Source organism: Alicyclobacillus fructus, assembly GCF_017329605.1.
GTDB classification, from domain to species: domain Bacteria; phylum Bacillota; class Bacilli; order Alicyclobacillales; family Alicyclobacillaceae; genus Alicyclobacillus; species Alicyclobacillus fructus.
Genome location: NZ_JAFMTY010000021.1, coordinates 24,114 through 40,600, shown reverse-complemented (window position 1 = coordinate 40,600; position 16,487 = coordinate 24,114). Strand labels below are relative to the sequence as shown.

Below are 16,487 nucleotides of genomic sequence, written 5' to 3'. Positions count from 1 at the left end.
GGGAGCGTTGCTCATCTTGGAATTGACATCCGATCTGGACGGCGTGGGGCTTGCCGGGCGTCTGACCGAATGTGGCGCGGCGAGCTACGTGGTGTCGGGCGATCCGCCGCGCGTCGTCTGCGAGTGTGGGAGCGCGCTGTTTGGGCGTGTGGCGCAACTTGTCGCAGGGATGATGACCCGCGAGTGGCTTCAGGCGCGTGTGGTGCAGCGGGTGTGTCGCATGGAACCGCTTTGGTCCGCGGAAGAAGTGCAATTTCAAGCGCTTGTGGAGATCTGCGAGTCGCGTCTGCACGGCCGCCCCGTGGCGGGGCACACGCTCGACGAATGGCAGTCGTCGCTTGCCCGGGCGCTCGTGAGCCAGTTCAGGCGCTCTTTGGTCGTCGCTGTCGATCCCTTTGCTTGCTTTCGGCTGCACAAGGCCGCGGTGGAAATCGCAGAGCGCGTTCGGAATCGTCTCATGGCGTCGGCGCTCGAGGACGAATACGAGGAGTCGCTCGCCATGCTTCGCTACATGTTGGATGAGCAGCCGCTCCACGAAGCGGAACTGCACGTGTACGTCACGCCGGAGGGCGTCTGGATCACCGACGCCGAGGGCGCGTTCGTGTCAGACGAGCAGATTGAACGCGTCGCTCTGCAGGACGAGGATGTCACCACCGAAGATCTCGCGATGACCATTCTCATCACTCGGTCTCCATGGCGCATCGTCGTGCATGACGCCTATCCGGGAGCGCCTTGGCCGAGCTTTGCGGAAACCGTGAGCCGCGTGTTTGGCGATCGCGCCATTCGTTGCGAAGGCTGTTCCACGTGCTGGTCCGCGCGGACATCTTCAGGTTCGGGTAGGCGAGGGACGAGCGAGGGGCGGGTTCGCCCCATTCGACGCCGCTTGGCGCCCGACTCACCAGGCTGATGAGAGCCACAGGCGGAAGGCGAATGGGGCGAGGCATCCTAAGCGTCTTCCGCTTGACATCATCCCGAGGCGTTGTGTAGTTTCATAGGGGAAGGCGCGCCGGAAGCGGCGCGCAGAATGGCATGGATGTACAGGCGATGCGGGAAGACGCGCTTTTGCGATGACGTCGCGCCCAGAGAGAGGTTGCCGAGGCTGCAAGCACCTCCGCGACGGCGCAAGAGACACCACTTCCCAAGCTGTTCGCGGGTCACAACGCGAACCGTGTCCGCCGCGTTAAGGCGTCGAGCCCGCGCTTTTCGTTCGGGAGCGCGGGGAAGATGGGTGGAACCACGAGGCGAGCGCCGTCGTCCCATTGGGGCGGTGGCGTTTTTTGTATGCCCGTGGATCAAGATGCAGAGGGGGATGTCCCATGTCTCACGAAATCACCGTGCGGTTGAAGGACGGCTCCGAGCGCCAGATGCCCGCCGGATCGACCTATGCGGAGCTGGCCCAGTCCATGGGTCCGCGGCTCGGCAAGGAGGCCGTGGTCGCTCGGGTCAACGGCGCGCTCGTCGATCTCAGCCGCGAAATCGAGGACGGCGCTCAGGTCGAGTTTCTCACCTTGCAGGACCCCGAAGGGCTCTACGTGATGCGCCACACGTGCGCGCACGTCATGGCCCAGGCCGTGCAGCGGCTGTTTCCGGGTACGAAGTGCGCCATCGGGCCCGTGATCGAAAACGGGTTCTACTATGACTTTGCCGATCACGATTTTCATCCCGAGGATCTGCCGCGCATCGAGGAGGAGATGCGCCGCATCGTCGCGGAGGATCTGCCGATTCAACGCGAGGTCATCTCGCGCGATGAGGCCCTCCGGTTTTTCCGCGAGCGCGGCGACCGATTCAAGGTCGAGATCATCGAAGATCTGCCGGAGGACGTGACGCTCACCCTCTATCGGCAGGGTGAGTTCGTGGATCTCTGCCGCGGACCGCACCTCCCGTCGACGGGCCGCGTCAAGGTGTTTCAGTTGCAGAGCTTCGCCGGAGCCTACTGGCGCGGCGATTCGAAGCGGGAGATGCTCACGCGCGTGTACGGCGTTGCCTTTGCCAAGAAATCCGATCTCGACGAGTACAACCGCCTGCAGCAGGAGGCGCGGGAGCGGGATCACCGGCGGCTCGGCAAAGAGCTCGACATCTTCACGCTGTCGCCCGAGGTGGGCCAGGGGTTGCCGCTTTGGCTGCCCAACGGTGCAAAGATCCGCCGCATCATCGAGCGGTACATCGTCGATCTCGAAGAGTCTTTGGGCTACCAGCACGTGTATACGCCGCATCTGGCCAACGTCGAGCTGTACAAGATCTCGGGCCACTGGGAGCACTACAAGGACGACATGTATCCGCCCATGAAAATCGACAACGAAGAGCTCGTCCTGCGGCCCATGAACTGTCCGCACCACATGATGGTGTACAAGCATCGCCTGCACAGCTACCGCGAGCTGCCCATCCGCATCGCGGAACTCGGCACCATGCACCGGTACGAGATGTCCGGGGCGCTCGCTGGTTTGCAGCGCGTGCGCGCCATGACGCTGAACGACGCGCACATCTTCTGTCGCCCGGATCAGATCGAACAGGAATTCACCGGCGTCGTCCGCCTGATCCAGCGCGTCTACAAGGACTTCGGGATCGACGACTACTATCATCGCTTGAGCTATCGCGATCCGAAGAACACGGAGAAGTACGTGCAGAACGACGAGATGTGGGAGCTCGCGCAGAGCACGCTGCGCAAGGTCATGCTCGATCTCGGCCTCGAGTTCGTCGAAGCGGAGGGCGAAGCGGCGTTCTACGGCCCGAAGCTCGATGTGCAGGTGCGCACGGCGCTCGGCAAGGACGAGACCCTGTCCACGATTCAGCTCGACTTCCATCTGCCCAATCGGTTCAACCTGGAGTACGTGGGCGAAGACGGCGAACGGCATCGACCCGTCGTCATTCATCGCGGTGTCGTGGGCACGATGGAGCGGTTTGTGGCATTCCTCATCGAGCAGTACAAGGGCGCATTTCCGACGTGGCTCGCGCCCACGCAGGTGGTGGTGGCCTCCGTCGCCGATGAATTCGCGGGCTACGCCGAGGAGGTCGCGGCCAAGCTGCGTGAGCTGGGCATTCGCGCCGAGGCGGACGTGAGCGACAACAAGATCGGCTACAAGATCCGCCAGGCGCAGACGCACAAGATCCCGTACACCCTCGTCGTGGGCGCGCGCGAGCGCGAGGAGGGCTCCGTCTCCGTCCGCAAATATCAGGCGGGCGATCTCGGCGCGATGCCGCTCGATCAGTTCGTGCGGCAGATCCAGGACGAGATCGAGCGGAAGGCGAAGCTCGTGGAGGCGTGAGAGGATCAGGCTGATCCTGACATTGGTTGTGGAGCGGCGGGATCGGCAGAAGCGGCGCGGCTTGTGAGGTCTGTCCACAAGCATGCGCCGCGTTTTACGTCGTGATGATGGAGACGGCAGAGGCCGACTGCGCATGTTTTAGAATGGCGGCGATGCACTTCAAGTTCGGAACCGTGCACGGGTGGCAAAGGGGGGAACATGGAGGCCGTGCAAGTTGTGGAGGTTCAAAAGGGGATCCGCATCGAGTGGGTCAGTATCCTTTGGATGGTGGTGGAAGCTGGCGTCGCCATCCAGTCTGGCATCCTTGCACATTCCCTCGCGTTGACAGCGTTTGGCGCGGACAGTGTCATTGAGTTGGTTTCAAGTGCTGTGTTGTTGTGGCGGCTCTATGTCGAGGCACAGGGTTCAAGCCTTGCAAGGGTGAAACGAGCAGAGAAACAGGCATCTTGGTGGGTCGGGGTGGCCCTGATTGCCCTCGCTGTCTATATCGTCGCGATGGCTGGATATGATTTGTACACTCGTTCAGCCGCTGAGACGAGCGCAGTCGGTCTTGCTCTTGCCGCTGCGTCAAGCGTCCTCATGCCATACTTGTCTCGCGCCAAGAAATCCGTTGGGAGACGGATTGGGAGCAAGGCACTTCAGGCCGACGGATCGTGCAGCATGGTTTGTGCGTACATGGCCTGGATACTCCTCGTTGGTCTTGGCTTGAATGCTTGGTTGGGCTTGTGGTGGTTGAATGCCCTGGGCGGATTGGCCCTGGTGTATTTTGTGGTGAAAGAGGGGATTGAGGCGATTCAAGAAGCGCGCGGCGTGGAAGGCACTTGCGGCTGTTGCGACTGAACTCTCTTTCGTCCATGGTGGGAGATACGTGTCGCCTCATTTGCCTGCGACGCCGCCTTCATGTCGCGGCGTCGCGAGGCTTCACGCCGAGGCGAAGGCGATAGGAGAACCAGACGGGCCTGTCGCCGTCGCCGAAGGCGGCGCGCACGCGCGTTTCAAACGCCAAAATCTCCTGCTCGATATCCGGAAGGCGGCGCCGCAGTGCGCTTTGCACCTGGCCCTGGCTGAGCGCAATGCCGATGAACGCGTCGGCCCGAAGGCGCGTTTCCACGTGGAAGACCACTTCTTTGGCGAATGAAAAGAGCCCTGAGGCGCGGATTTGGTCGAGGTGTTGCTCCTTCGGCCACTTGCGCGCCTGTTCTCGCTCGGGCACGTGTCGTCGAATGGACGCTTCCGCGCTCTGCAGGAGCGTCTCATAGGCAGCGTCCGCTTCCAGGCAGCAGGAGGGCGGCCAGTCGCAGTCGTACGCGGCGAATACGCCGCCCGGTCGAAGCACACGTGCCACTTCACGCAGCGTCGGCTGGGGGTCCATCCAGTGAAACGACTGGGAGCAAGTGACGAGATCGGCTGAGGCGTCGGAACAGGGGATGGCAGTGGATACGCCCTGGAGGAAGGTGACGTTGTCGGCGCCAAGGTCCATCGCGCGGCGCTCGGCCTGCGCTCGCATGTCGTCGTTCGGCTCGACGCCGATCACGCTCCGGGCTTCGTGCCGCCAAGGGAAGGTCGAAAGACCTGTGCCGCTGCCGAGATCGACCACCGTGTCAGGCTTTTTCCCGAGATAGGCGATGAGCAGCTCGCGAACCGTTTTCGGCGCTTCGGGTCGGTAGGTGTCATAGAGTTTGGCGAAACCCGAAAACCGCTCGATATTGTTGCGCACCACGTCGTCCACAGGCATCCCCCTCGCAACCGCGTTGCTCTCATTCTACAACAAAGGCGCCCCGCGGAACTCAAGGCCCTAGGGGCGCCGAATTTGGGATGGGCGCGTGTCAACGATTCTGCAGTCGGCACGTCGGTCGCAGCCGCACGCCGATGAAACTGCCGAGGAGGGCTCCCACAAACCATTCCCAGCCGTGCAGGCTGAACGAAGCGACGCCGGAGAAGTAGGCGCCGATGTTGCAGCCGAATGCAATGCGCGCGCCGTAACCCATCAGGATGCCGCCGACGAGCACGCCGACGATCATCTGCCACGGCATCGGGCGCAGGTACCGCTTGGGCAGCGCGCCCGCGAGGCTTGCGGCGAGGAGTGCGCCGAGCATGATGGCGATGTCGTCCGTGGTCTCGAGGTTCTGGAGCACGCTGTGATGAAGCGCGGCGGCGTTTTGCGGTGTCTGCCAATACGGCAGCGAATCCACCGGATAACCCAACAGAGCGCTGAGTTTCGCTGCCCAGAGCGCGAACGCCGAGGTGATGCCCCACGGCTTGCCGGAAAGCGCCAGCACGATGAAGTTGCCCACGGCGAGCACGATACCGCCCGCAACCCAGGACCACGGCCCCTTGATCACACGACTCACATGCCAAGGTTGATGGCTGAAGAGCGGCTCGACGTCGCCATTGCGGCGCCTTTCGAGCCAGAGTGAGATGGCGAAAATGATAGCCATGATGGCGAAGTTGGCGGTCAGACCGCCGATCGGCCCGAGTGACTGGATGAGCGAGATCTTGCCAAAGTTCGGCGTGCTCATCCACCAAGCGTAGTGCACGGAGCCGAAGAACGATCCGAGGATGAATCCGACAAGCGTCAGAATGCCGCGGGCGTCGCCTCCTCCGGTGTGGTACAGCGTGCCCGAGGCGCATCCGTCGCCAAGCTGCATGCCAATTCCAAAGAGGAACGAGCCCACGAGGACGGATAAGCCCACCGGGTAGACGCTCGCCTTGATGGCGTGATCGAACGCATGGCCTCGAATCAAAAGGGGAAGAAACAGGACATTCGCGAGCGCAAACATGATCATCTGCGCGCGCAATCCCACCGTTCGTCCGCTCACGATCAGGTGGCGGAACGAGGTCGTGAAGCCGAAGTGCGCGTGGTAGAGCGCGACGCCCAGCACGCCCGTCACGAGAAACAAGATGGCGTGTGTCGGCGAGACGGCATTCCACAAATAGAGGAAGCCGAGGACAAAGACAATGAGTGCGGCCGCCGTCCACGCTCGTTGCGCCTCTTCGGGTTGGCGCTCGCGGGTGCGCGTTTCGAGATCGAGGGTGCGAACCTCGGAACTGGCCATGGAATCACCTCCGGGGATTTCGATATCGAGAAGTCATTTTAACCTAAAGTACATCGGAATACAATGTTTTTGGCACCGAGCGAGCGTTCATGTCTTGACATTTGCCCGCCATGTCGCTACCATGAAAACGTTCCGTTGCACACCAAGCAGAAGCCTGCCGCTTCTCACCTGGTCGGCGCAAGCTGACGGGTTCCAAGTCCAGCGCGATTGCCGTAGGTGGAACGTAGCTGGAAGAGGGCGAATCAAGCGCAGGCGAGACCTGCGCTTTTTTGTGTATTGGTGTGGTGGGGCAGATTGGTGGAGGTGACACCCCATAAGCAAAGAAGGGTATCAGGTCAACGAGGGCATTCGCGCGAGAGAAGTGCGTGTCGTGGACGCGGATAACCAGCAGCTGGGTATCATGCCCTTGCGCGAAGCGTTGCGATTGGCCGAGGAGCGCAATCTCGATTTGGTCAACGTTGCGCCCAACGCGAAACCGCCAGTGTGCCGGATCATGGATTACGGCAAGTTCAAGTACGAGCAGAGCAAACGCGAACGCGAATCGCGCAAGAACCAGAAGGTCGTTCTGCTCAAGGAAGTTCGGATGACGCCCAATATCGATGAGCACGATCTCAACGTCAAGCTGAAGAATGTCCTGAAGTTCCTGAGCGAAGGTTCCAAGGTGAAAGTGTCCGTGCGCTTTCGCGGGCGGGAGATCACGCACCAGAACATCGGTCAGGAATTGCTTGAACGGCTGGCGAAATCTGCGGAGGAGCACGCCATCGTCGAAAGGGCGCCGAAGCTCGAAGGTCGTCACATGGTGATGATCTTGGCGCCGAAGCAGCCGAGTGCGTGAACCTCGTGACCTGGTGCAGTTGACTCGGTCGACTGCAGGAACGGCGATTTCGGAGACAGGAGGACACACGAGATGGCCAAGACGAAAATGAAGACACACAGTGGTCTGAAGAAGCGCGTGAAGCGCACCGGGACGGGGCTTCTCAAGCGCACGAAGGCGTTTGGCTACCACAAGGCGGAGCACAAGCCGCCCGCTCGCAAGCGCCGTCTGCGCGGGATGACGCTCGTGTCGCGGAGCGACATGAAGCGGATCAAGCAACTCGTGGCGTACAAGTGAGGAACCGGATTGCGCGTCGCGCCGATGCGCGTTCCGGTCCGATGATGGGAACATGATTCGAGGAGGCTGTTGGAGATGGCTCGCGTCAAGGGTGGCGTGGTGACACGCCGTCGTCATAAAAAGATTCTGAAGCTCGCAAGGGGCTACTTTGGTTCCAAGCACACGCTGTACCGCACGGCGAAGCAGCAGGTCATGAAGTCGCTGATGTACGCGTACCGGGATCGCAAGCAGCGCAAGCGCGACTTTCGCCGGCTGTGGATCCAGCGCATCAACGCGGCGGTCCGGCCTCACGGCCTGTCGTACAGCCGATTCATGCACGGGCTGAAGTTGGCTGGTGTTGAGGTCAACCGCAAGATGTTGGCGGATCTCGCCGTGACGGACAAAGAGGCATTTTCGCAGTTGGTCACGGTCGCTCGCGAGCGCCTGAACGCTAACGCGTGACAAAGACCCCGGTCTCATGACCGGGCTTTTTTGTCGATCTCGCCCTGGGAGGGCCTCATCGTGTACATCGAATCTGCGCACAACGATCGAGTCCGGGAGTGGGCCCGCCTCAAGACGCGCCGAGGGCGCGAGCGGACGGGCTGTTTCCTCGTGGAGGGCGAGCGCCTGGTGGCCGAACTGTTGAATAGCTCGCTCCATGTCGAAGCTCTTCTGTGGAATGCTGCGTCGGACGAGCCATCTGGCGAACTGTGGCAGCATCCCAAGGCACAGGGGCGCCGCTTCGAGCTGTCGCCGCAGGCGTTCGCTGCGGTGGCTGACACACAGACGCCACAGGGTTTGATGGCTGTGGCGGCCATCCCGAATTGCGAGCCGCAATATGGCGATCGCGTCCTCGTGCTCGACGCCGTCCAGGACCCGGGAAATGTCGGGACTTTGATACGGAGTGCCGAGGCGTTCGGCTTTCGCGAAATCGTATTCGGCACGGGAACGGCGGATCCGTACGCGCCCAAGGTGGTTCGCGCCTCGATGGGCGGCCTGTTCCGCGTCTGTGTCGTCGTGAGCCATGCGGAGGACTACCTCAGGACTTGGCGCGAGCGCCATCCCGAGGGCATCGCGGTGGCCACCTCGGCTGACGCGGTGGATCGGTGCGATCAAGCGCCGCTCGGGGGCGATGTGGCGATGGTGATTGGGAACGAGGCCCGCGGCGTGAGCGAGGGCGTTCGCAAGCTCGCACAGCGGTGCGTGGCCATTCCCATGGCGGGGAGCGCGGAGAGTTTGAACGCCGCCATGGCAGGAACCATCCTTCTGTATGAGGCGTATCGACAGGCTTCCAACCTCGCGATCTGAGGAGGACTGGCGCGTTGCTTCATATCTGGTCGAGTTTGTGGGCGGCACCGCTTCTGGCGATGATCGTCGCCCAAGGTCTGAAGCCGGTGTTCGTGATGATTCAAATGCGGTCGTGGGATTGGCGCCATGTGAAGAATTCGGGCGGCATGCCGAGTTCCCATACGGCGGCGGTGGTTGCGTTGGTTGTGCAGCTGTGGCTGCACCTGGGCGGCTCCGATCCCGTTGTCGCCATTGGGTTGTTTCTGGCCGCTGTCGTGATGTACGACGCGGCTGGCGTGCGTTGGCAGACGGGAAGGCAGGCGGCGGTCCTCAATCGCCTGTTGCACGACTTGCGCGGGCAGCATCTTTTGATGGAACCCATCGAACAGGCTGCATCGTCCGAAAAGGCGGCGCAAGCAAAGGAAGCGGCCGAGGGCGCGTCGTCGCGTTCGACGTCTCCTTCGATCCGCAGGGGCGGCTCGCACGCCGTCGAGCCGCTGCGCGTTGCGAAAGGGCCTTGGTGGCTCGTGGATTGGCCTGTGTTGAACGAACAGGTGGGGCACAAGCCGAGCGAGATCGCAGGAGGCGTGATCGTCGGCATCCTCGTGGCGCTTGTGCTGAATCATTGACGCGTCTGCATGTCCTCCGAAATTCCCCGGCTGTCCCAACGTCTGAAATTCCCCTCGGGCGCATATAGATACTTTCGAACGCTGCTCAAGGAGGGATGGCGTGACAGTGGATGGCAATTTGCCCGAATGGCGTCCTTACGTGAATTATCGAAGCCCGTTCGATCCATGCTCCGCGCGGGTGAAGTGGTATGACGTTCCGCCCGAAGTGACGCATCCTGTCCAGAAGAGCGCGCGGAAACAATACGCGCCGCAGGAGGCGCTTCGAAAGGGCACGCTTTGGCCGGAATACGATAGCCCCTATCCGCCGGCGTGAGGAGGACGAGATCGCGTGAGTGAGACCGCGGGGCCTCTGCCCAAGCTTTACTATCAGTATCTTCGGGAACTTCAGGCCGTTGATTTCGTGTTGGTCGACTTGACGCTGTATCTGGACACGCACCCGGATGACGAGCAGGCGCTCGCTCAATTCAAGCAGTTTCAGAAACGAAAGCACAACCTCATGACCCAGTTCGAGTCCGCGTTCGGTCCTCTGCATCAGTACGGCTTGAGTCCCGCCGCGGGGGAGTCTTGGGCTTGGTCCGAGACGCCTTGGCCGTGGCAGGTTTAGCTCGAGGTGGGGGGTGAGCGGCCATCTGGATCTATGAGAAGAAGCTCCAGTACCCTGTGCGCGTGAGCAAGTGCGATCCCAGGCTGGCCAAGATGCTCATTGAGCAATACGGTGGAGCCGACGGAGAGTTGTCCGCTGCGCTGAGGTATCTGAATCAGCGGTACTCGATTCCAGACAAAGTCATTGGCCTTTTGACCGATATCGGAACGGAGGAATTTGCGCACCTCGAGATGATCGCGACCATGGTCTACAAGCTGACGAAGGATGCGACGCCCGAGCAGCTGCGTGAAGCCGGTCTTGGCGATCACTACGTGAATCACGGCTACTCGCTCTTTTACCATGATGCCGCGGGAAACCCGTGGACGGCGGCCTACATCGCGTCGAAAGGCGATCCAATCGCCGATCTGTACGAGGACATTGCCGCAGAGGAAAAGGCCCGAGCCACCTACCAATGGATTATCGACAACACGGACGATCCGGACATCAAAGACAGTCTTCGATTCCTCCGCGAGCGGGAGGTGATCCATTCGCTTCGTTTTCGCGAGGCGGTCGAAATTCTAAAGGAGTATCAAGGCAGTAAGAAGGTGTTTTAGGCGCAGCTTGACCCGATGCCACGACGCTCAGGCGATTGTCCCCTTCTCCTTTGGCCCTCGGCCCACGGCTGAGGGCAATTTATTGTTTCATTGACGTTTTTCGAGGAGTTTCAGCATAATAGCCTCGTTGACATCCAGGAGAGGAGCGTGACACATGGAAACATCAGGGCATCGGGAGCCGTCAACGCTCGGCTATCGCCAGGAATTGAAGCGATCCCTTCGCTTGCGGGATCTCATTGTCTACGGCATGATTTTCATGGTCCCCATTGCGCCCATGGCCATTTACGGCTACGTGGCGCAACAGAGCTTCGGCATGGTTCCCCTCGTTTACATCATCGGCATTGTGGCCATGGTCTTCACGGCGCTCAGTTACAAGCAGATGAGTGCCAAGTTTCCCATCGCGGGATCCGTATACTCCTACGTGCAACGCGGCCTGAATCCACACGTCGGCTTCGTCGCCGGATGGATGATCCTGGCGGACTATCTGCTCGCACCCTCCCTGCTGTACGCGTTCTCGGCGGGTTGGCTGCACGGCCTTGTGCCGAGCGTTCCCACCTTCGTGTGGCTTCTTTTCTTCGTGCTTTTCAACACCGTCGTCAACGTCCTGGGCATCACGCTGCAGGCGAGGACCAACTTCATTCTTCTGGCGATTGAACTTATCTGTCTCCTCATCTTCCTTATCGCTTCCGTGCGGTTTGTGTTTGCGTTGGGCCACGGCGCGGGGCATCTGTCGTTCACCCCGTTTTATCAACCGAGTCACTTCAATCTGAAGTTCATTGAAAATGCCGCGTCCATCGCGGTGTTAAGCTTCCTCGGCTTCGATGCCATCAGCACCTTGGCCGAAGAGACGGAACGACCGGAGAAGACCGTCGGGAATGCGACCATCGCGTCGCTTGTCATCATCGGCCTCCTCTTCGTTTTACAGACGTACGTCGCGGCGCTCGTCCATCCGAATTACGCGGATCTGAATCCGAACATGGCATTCTTCCAAATCGCGAAAGAAGCGGGAGGAACGTTCCTCTACGTCGTTCTCCTCTTGGTGAACGCGGTGGCGTCAGGTATCGCGAATGCTCTGGCCGCGCAGTCGGCTATCTCCCGGATTCTGTATTCGATGGGCCGCGACAATCTGCTGCCGTTTTCCAAGTTTTTCTCACATGTGAGTCCGAGATTCCAAACACCGGTCAACGCGACGCTGTTGGTCGCGGTGATTTCGCTTTTGGTGGCGGGTCTCGTTCCTCAAGAGACCATCACGACGTTGGTCAACTTTGGCGCACTGACCGCGTTCCTGATGTTGAACGCAACCGTGTTCGTGTACTTCTACATCCGGCAGCGGGGCTTTCGCCACGTGTTCAAGTATCTGTTGTTTCCGCTCTGCGGTTTTGTGGTCATCGGTTACGTGTGGCTCGGCTTTGACCGGACCACGTTCATCTTCGGGTTGAGCTGGATGGCGCTCGGGATTCTCATCGGAGCCGTGAAATCGAAAGGGTATCGCGAGGTTCCGCCCGTTCTGAAGGACATGTGACGAAGCGGAGGAGAAAACATGGAGGCGCAGACGCGAATCATCACGCTGTCCACGGGACACCACGTGTGGACGCGCAGAGTGGGGACGAGCCCCATTCGCATGCTTCTGTTACACGGTGGGCCCGGTGCGAGCCACGAGTACTTCGAGATCTTCGAGCCGTATCTCACGAAGGCCGGGATCGAGCTATACTTCTACGACCAGCTAGGCTCGTATTTTTCAGATCAGCCTGACGATCCCTCCCTCTGGACCATCGACCGCTTCCGCGAAGAAGTGGACGAAGTGCGTCGAGCGCTTGGTTTAGAGGACTTTTACCTGTTGGGGCAGTCCTGGGGCGGGATGCTGGCACTCGAATACGCGCTTGCCCATCCGACCGTGTTGAAGGGACTTATCATTTCAAACATGACGGCCAGCATTCCTTCGTATATGCGGTATATCCAGTTGTTGCGCCAACAGCTTCCGAAGGAGATTCAAGAACAGCTGCGGGCGCATGAGGAACGCGGAGACTACGAGTCTGCGGGTTATCAAGAGCTCCTCATCGAACATCTGTACAAAAGACACCTGTGCCGCCTGGATCCTTGGCCGGACGCCGTGGTTCGGACGTTCGCACACATCAATCAGCAGGTGTACAACACCATGCAGGGGCCGAATGAATTTGTGGTGACCGGCAACTTCAAGGACTGGGACCGCTGGCCCCATCTCGGCCAGGTCAGTGTACCCACCCTCGTCATCGGCGCTCGTTACGACACGATGGATCCTGCGGACATCCAGGAGATGGCGCGTCGGATTCCCCGTGCGCGTGCAACCATCTGTCCCAACGGCAGCCACATGTCGATGTGGGATGACAGCGACGCGTATTTCAGCGCCATCGTGAGCTTCGTACGCGATGTGGAAGCGGGGCAGTTCTGAAGCGTCCTCTTGGGGGAGATGGACATGATCACCATTCGAGGCGCCCTTCCGGCGGATCTCGAGGCCGTGGGACGGGTGCACGTGGACGCATGGCGCCACGCGTATCGGGGCGTGGTGCCGCAATCGTTTCTCGATCGGATGGACCCAACGGTGAGCGCCGAGCGGTTCGGGAGGCGATTGGCGGATCCTAGACAGGCGTTTTGGGTGGCGCTTGCGGGTGAGGACGTCGTCGGATTTGCGAGTGGTGGCCCCACTCGTTTGGAGGACTTCGACGCGGACGCGGAGATCTACACGCTGTACGTGTCCCCTTCGTGGCATCGGCGGGGCATTGGGCGGCGTCTCGTGGGTCAACTCGCCGATTGGTTGAAGCAGCAGGGGCATCAATCGGTCGCCGTGGTCGCCTTTCGGGACAATCCGTGGCGGAGATTTTATGAACGATTGGGCGGGATCGTCGTCGGGGAAAAGACGTTCGAAATCGACGGTGTCGCGCCGCCGGAAGTGGTCTATCGCTGGCCGGACGTCGAGGATCTTCGCGTGCGCGCGAAATGAGGCGCGCTGTCTGGGAGCGCCGGGCGGCTGCGCGCAAAGGCCGGACGGTAGATAGGGGGACTGCGGATGACTTGGCTGGCCACCTTCAGAACCGCGCGATGGCGCCCATTGTTCCTGGGGCTCCTGGCCTCCTTGTTTTTCGCTGTGACGTTTGTCGCGAACGAGGCCATGAGCCGCGCGGGCGGATCGTGGGCCTGGAATGCGTCGTTGCGGTATTTTCTCACGCTGCCGATTCTGTTCGCCTACGTCGCCTGGAAGGGGCGGATAGGCGCGCTCCTTCAGTCCTTTCGGCGCAATTTCTGGCGCTGGGTGGCGTTTGGAACGGTCGGGTTCGGCTTGTTTTACGCTCCGCTCTGCCTCGCGAACGCGTACGGGCCCGCGTGGCTCGTGGCGGGCGTCTGGCAAATCACCATCGTGTGCGGGGTGTTGCTCACGCCGTGGCTGAGCGCGCGCGGGCCCGACGGGCGCCACGCCCCCATCCCAGTCCGAGAGCTGGTGACTTCGCTCGGAATCGTGGCTGGTGCCATGCTCATGGAGATGGCCGATGCCTCCCAGATGTCGTGGGGGCGCGCGGCGCTTTGTGCGGTTAGTATTCTGGTCGCGGCCGTCGCATACCCTGCCGGCAACCGGATGGCCATGCGCGCCTGCGCCGGGGAATTCGACGCGCTGGAACGGATGCTCGGCATGACCCTCGGGAGTCTGCCGTTTTGGATCGCCTGGTCTTCGGTGAGCGCCGCAACGGCCGGCTGGCCCACGCCGCGGCAGATTGTCGGTGCGCTGCTTGTCGCCGTGTGTTCGGGCGTGATCGCCACGGCGCTCTTCTTTCGGGCGACGGACATGGCGCGCGAGTCCCCGAGAGAGTTGGCCGCTGTGGAGGCGACGCAAGCTGGCGAAGTGGTGTTCGCGCTGGCGCTCGAACTCGTTGTGATCCCGGGCGATCGCGTCGGATGGCTCGGCGCCATAGGCGTGGTGACCGTCGTGGTGGGTTTGGTGGTTCACGGGCTGGCCATGGCGGCACGGCCCGTTTCGTCGGAAGGAGGCGAGTGACAGCACCTGCACGCGCGCTCGTCTCCCGAACGCTGCATTTTACGGGACAATCGGCTATGATCGGGAGACGGGTCCGAGCCCGCGACCGAGGAAGAGGAGCGGGAGGTGCATCGAGACTTGCATTCCGACATCAAACAGATGCTCCTGGCCGAGGGCTTGCTTTCGGAACGTGAACTTTGGCTCGCGGACTGGCTGCGGTCCGAGCGGCTTTTGCGGCTGCGGGAGGTGTTGATGCGGCGAACGTCGTATATCGCCGTGGCGATGGAGGCGGTCGATGACGGGCACAATCAGGCTGCCATTCTGCGCAGCGCCGAGGCGTTCGGCGTCCAGCATGTGGCCGTGATCGAGGGACAGCAGCCGTTCCACCCGTCGAAGGGTGTCACGCAGGGCGCGCATAAATGGCTCACCATCCACCGCATGGCGAGCGTCGGCGACGCGATAGACGCGCTGCACGCAAAAGGCTATCAGGTGTACGCGACGGATCTCGGCGAGGGCGCGGTACCGATTGAGGAGGTCGATCTCGCCCGGCCGACTGCGATCCTCTTCGGCAACGAGAAGGACGGCGTTTCGCCCGAGGCTCGCGAGCGGGCGGACGGGCGGTTTTTCATCCCCATGGCCGGATTTGTGCAGAGCTTCAACGTGTCCGTCGCGGCCGCCATCGCGCTCTACGAGCTGACGCGGCGAGCCCGCGCGGTGGCCGGAGATCGGTATACGCTCGACGGGAGCGAGCGCCACCAATTGTTTGTGACGTGGTGCCTGCGCTCCCTCCACGGCGGAACCCATGAAGAGGCCCGGCGCCGGTTGCTCGCGGGCGGCTTCCCGTGGTGCGATGCCCTCCTCGATGAGGACAAGCATGTGCCTGAGGAAGACGAGTGACCCGGGCCGTGAGGCCCGGGCGACGGCGATTCAGAACCCGTGGCGCGGGTCGTTGATGAAGTCGATGGATCCGCATTCCGGGCACACGAACACGTGCACGGCGACGTTGCGCTCCAACGCCGTGCTGAGGAGCGCCTCGTCGCGCTCGCCGAGGAACAGGTCCGTCAACAGGCCGGCTCCGCGGCTCAGTCCGCCGGTGCGAATCGCGTGCGCACCGTGGTATTGCATGGGAACTTGGCATCGAACGCAGAGGTGGTCGTGGCGATACTCGCCGTCTTGGCTCAGGCCTTCCGCCGCGCGGCGCAACATATCAAAAAAGCCCATTCAGATCTCCCTTCTGGCGCCAGCCGACACCTGGCGTCTCCTCCGATCTTCGCGGCGCGCGAACATAATTCCTGTCGAACTGCACAACTTGATCTCAGGATGCGAGACACGCCATGCCAGATGCACCGGGTGTCCAGAGCCGGGCTTTCATTTTCGCGGAGGGGAAGAGGGCATTTCGTGACAAGTTTCGATTGGGTGGAAAGCGTCCGGCGCGAGCTCACGGATCTGACGCGCGCGTACTGGTTGGAACACGATCTCGGCACCTGGCAATGGTGGCTCTTTGTGAGCCTGGCGATTGTGCCTTGGATGGTGTTCGTGCGATTTGTCGATCGCGCCCGGGTGATGGAGGTGCTTCTGTACGCGCTCCTCGTGGGTCTCGCAAGCTCCGTGCTCGACATCATGGGTTCGGATCTGATGCTCTGGGGCTACAAGGTCCGCCTTCTGTGGTTTGTCTACCCCACTCTCCTCTGCACAGACCTGACCATTATTCCGGTCACTTTCGCGCTCATCTATCAGGCGTGCAGCCGCTGGCCCGCCTTCGCGGCGGTGTCGCTCGTCTTCAGCGTTTTGTACGCGCTGATGGAGATCGTGTTCCGCTGGTTCGACATTTACGTTTCGTACCGCTGGCATCTGCTTTACTCCATTCCCATCTACTTGGCGCTGGCTTCAGCCGCGAAGTTCATCTTGGATCGTCTGGCCCTATTGGAGCGGCGCCATCGACGGTGAGGGTTGCAGCCAAAT

The 16,487-nt window shown here is 61.4% G+C and carries 20 protein-coding genes; 17 read left to right on the top strand and 3 right to left on the bottom strand.

All coding sequences use genetic code 11. The features are described 5' to 3' along the window. Window positions 1–16 precede the first annotated feature (16 nt). From ytxC to J3481_RS11155, 3 genes are all read left to right on the top strand, one after another. Window positions 17–907, top strand: coding sequence for a putative sporulation protein YtxC (ytxC, locus tag J3481_RS11165; RefSeq protein WP_236011588.1), 891 nt, complete (start codon window positions 17–19; stop codon window positions 905–907). 409 nt (window positions 908–1,316) lie between these two features. Beyond that, entirely contained in the window at window positions 1,317–3,263 is a 1,947-nt protein-coding gene (gene thrS / locus J3481_RS11160; RefSeq protein WP_206832221.1) for a threonine--tRNA ligase, read from the top strand. Window positions 3,264–3,461: 198 nt separating this feature from the next. Further along, window positions 3,462–4,103 carry a cation transporter gene (locus J3481_RS11155; protein ID WP_206832222.1) on the top strand — a complete coding sequence of 214 codons (642 nt, stop codon included), beginning with the start codon at window positions 3,462–3,464 and terminating at the stop codon, window positions 4,101–4,103. Window positions 4,104–4,161: 58 nt separating this feature from the next. On the opposite strand, the gene J3481_RS11150 is transcribed toward J3481_RS11155, so the two are convergent. Both J3481_RS11150 and J3481_RS11145 read right to left on the bottom strand, forming a co-directional pair. Beyond that, complete coding sequence (locus tag J3481_RS11150) at window positions 4,162–4,992, bottom strand: class I SAM-dependent methyltransferase (RefSeq protein WP_206832223.1); 831 nt, start codon at window positions 4,990–4,992, stop codon at window positions 4,162–4,164. 97 nt (window positions 4,993–5,089) lie between these two features. Further along, entirely contained in the window at window positions 5,090–6,319 is a 1,230-nt protein-coding gene (locus J3481_RS11145; RefSeq protein ID WP_206832224.1) for a YeeE/YedE family protein, read from the bottom strand. A gap of 313 nt (window positions 6,320–6,632) precedes the next feature. Between J3481_RS11145 and infC the strand changes: the two genes are divergently transcribed. The 13 genes from infC to J3481_RS11080 all read left to right on the top strand — a co-directional run bounded on the left by infC (window position 6,633) and on the right by J3481_RS11080 (window position 15,422). Further along, a complete protein-coding gene (gene infC, locus J3481_RS11140) occupies window positions 6,633–7,154 on the top strand; it encodes a translation initiation factor IF-3 (RefSeq protein ID WP_206832251.1) in 522 nt (173 codons plus the stop codon). A gap of 72 nt (window positions 7,155–7,226) precedes the next feature. Then, window positions 7,227–7,430 carry a 50S ribosomal protein L35 gene (gene rpmI / locus J3481_RS11135; RefSeq protein ID WP_206832225.1) on the top strand — a complete coding sequence of 68 codons (204 nt, stop codon included), beginning with the start codon at window positions 7,227–7,229 and terminating at the stop codon, window positions 7,428–7,430. A gap of 75 nt (window positions 7,431–7,505) precedes the next feature. After that, window positions 7,506–7,871, top strand: coding sequence for a 50S ribosomal protein L20 (gene rplT / locus J3481_RS11130; protein ID WP_008337696.1), 366 nt, complete (start codon window positions 7,506–7,508; stop codon window positions 7,869–7,871). A gap of 60 nt (window positions 7,872–7,931) precedes the next feature. Then, a complete protein-coding gene (locus J3481_RS11125) occupies window positions 7,932–8,717 on the top strand; it encodes a TrmH family RNA methyltransferase (protein ID WP_206832226.1) in 786 nt (261 codons plus the stop codon). A 14-nt stretch (window positions 8,718–8,731) separates the two neighbouring features. Continuing rightward, window positions 8,732–9,325, top strand: a complete 594-nt coding sequence (locus tag J3481_RS11120; RefSeq protein WP_206832227.1) for a divergent PAP2 family protein — start codon at window positions 8,732–8,734, stop codon at window positions 9,323–9,325. A 100-nt stretch (window positions 9,326–9,425) separates the two neighbouring features. Continuing rightward, entirely contained in the window at window positions 9,426–9,638 is a 213-nt protein-coding gene (locus J3481_RS11115) for a spore coat associated protein CotJA (protein ID WP_407929331.1), read from the top strand. A 15-nt stretch (window positions 9,639–9,653) separates the two neighbouring features. After that, window positions 9,654–9,929, top strand: coding sequence for a spore coat protein CotJB (locus J3481_RS11110; protein WP_206832228.1), 276 nt, complete (start codon window positions 9,654–9,656; stop codon window positions 9,927–9,929). A gap of 23 nt (window positions 9,930–9,952) precedes the next feature. Beyond that, complete coding sequence (locus tag J3481_RS11105) at window positions 9,953–10,522, top strand: manganese catalase family protein (protein ID WP_012811435.1); 570 nt, start codon at window positions 9,953–9,955, stop codon at window positions 10,520–10,522. Between the two features lie 154 nt (window positions 10,523–10,676). After that, window positions 10,677–12,044, top strand: a complete 1,368-nt coding sequence (locus tag J3481_RS11100; protein WP_206832229.1) for an APC family permease — start codon at window positions 10,677–10,679, stop codon at window positions 12,042–12,044. Window positions 12,045–12,062: 18 nt separating this feature from the next. Then, window positions 12,063–12,950: a proline iminopeptidase-family hydrolase gene (locus tag J3481_RS11095; RefSeq protein WP_206832230.1), complete on the top strand. Its 888-nt coding sequence runs from the start codon at window positions 12,063–12,065 to the stop codon at window positions 12,948–12,950. A gap of 24 nt (window positions 12,951–12,974) precedes the next feature. Beyond that, window positions 12,975–13,499 (top strand): GNAT family N-acetyltransferase, encoded by a 525-nt coding sequence (locus J3481_RS11090; RefSeq protein WP_236011585.1) that lies wholly within the window; start codon window positions 12,975–12,977, stop codon window positions 13,497–13,499. Between the two features lie 66 nt (window positions 13,500–13,565). Next, window positions 13,566–14,546, top strand: a complete 981-nt coding sequence (locus J3481_RS11085) for a DMT family transporter (protein WP_206832232.1) — start codon at window positions 13,566–13,568, stop codon at window positions 14,544–14,546. A 105-nt stretch (window positions 14,547–14,651) separates the two neighbouring features. After that, complete coding sequence (locus tag J3481_RS11080) at window positions 14,652–15,422, top strand: TrmH family RNA methyltransferase (protein ID WP_206832233.1); 771 nt, start codon at window positions 14,652–14,654, stop codon at window positions 15,420–15,422. A 30-nt stretch (window positions 15,423–15,452) separates the two neighbouring features. Here J3481_RS11080 and J3481_RS11075 read toward each other — a convergent pair whose 3' ends face one another. Continuing rightward, window positions 15,453–15,746 (bottom strand): hypothetical protein, encoded by a 294-nt coding sequence (locus tag J3481_RS11075; protein WP_206832234.1) that lies wholly within the window; start codon window positions 15,744–15,746, stop codon window positions 15,453–15,455. A gap of 177 nt (window positions 15,747–15,923) precedes the next feature. Here J3481_RS11075 and J3481_RS11070 point away from each other — a divergent pair, with 177 nt between their 5' ends. Beyond that, window positions 15,924–16,472, top strand: a complete 549-nt coding sequence (locus tag J3481_RS11070; RefSeq protein ID WP_206832235.1) for a CBO0543 family protein — start codon at window positions 15,924–15,926, stop codon at window positions 16,470–16,472. Window positions 16,473–16,487: the final 15 nt, after the last annotated feature.

Bases quoted from the DNA above. Each gene is read 5' to 3' on its own strand.
- thrS (WP_206832221.1), top strand. From the start codon at position 1,317: ATGTCTCACGAAATCACCGTGCGGTTGAAGGACGGCTCCGAGCGCCAG.
- J3481_RS11155 (WP_206832222.1), top strand. From the start codon at position 3,462: ATGGAGGCCGTGCAAGTTGTGGAGGTTCAAAAGGGGATCCGCATCGAG.
- J3481_RS11145 (WP_206832224.1), bottom strand. From the start codon at position 6,319: ATGGCCAGTTCCGAGGTTCGCACCCTCGATCTCGAAACGCGCACCCGC.
- rpmI (WP_206832225.1), top strand. From the start codon at position 7,227: ATGGCCAAGACGAAAATGAAGACACACAGTGGTCTGAAGAAGCGCGTG.
- rplT (WP_008337696.1), top strand. From the start codon at position 7,506: ATGGCTCGCGTCAAGGGTGGCGTGGTGACACGCCGTCGTCATAAAAAG.
- J3481_RS11100 (WP_206832229.1), top strand. From the start codon at position 10,677: ATGGAAACATCAGGGCATCGGGAGCCGTCAACGCTCGGCTATCGCCAG.
- J3481_RS11095 (WP_206832230.1), top strand. From the start codon at position 12,063: ATGGAGGCGCAGACGCGAATCATCACGCTGTCCACGGGACACCACGTG.
- J3481_RS11090 (WP_236011585.1), top strand. From the start codon at position 12,975: ATGATCACCATTCGAGGCGCCCTTCCGGCGGATCTCGAGGCCGTGGGA.
- J3481_RS11085 (WP_206832232.1), top strand. From the start codon at position 13,566: ATGACTTGGCTGGCCACCTTCAGAACCGCGCGATGGCGCCCATTGTTC.
- J3481_RS11075 (WP_206832234.1), bottom strand. From the start codon at position 15,746: ATGGGCTTTTTTGATATGTTGCGCCGCGCGGCGGAAGGCCTGAGCCAA.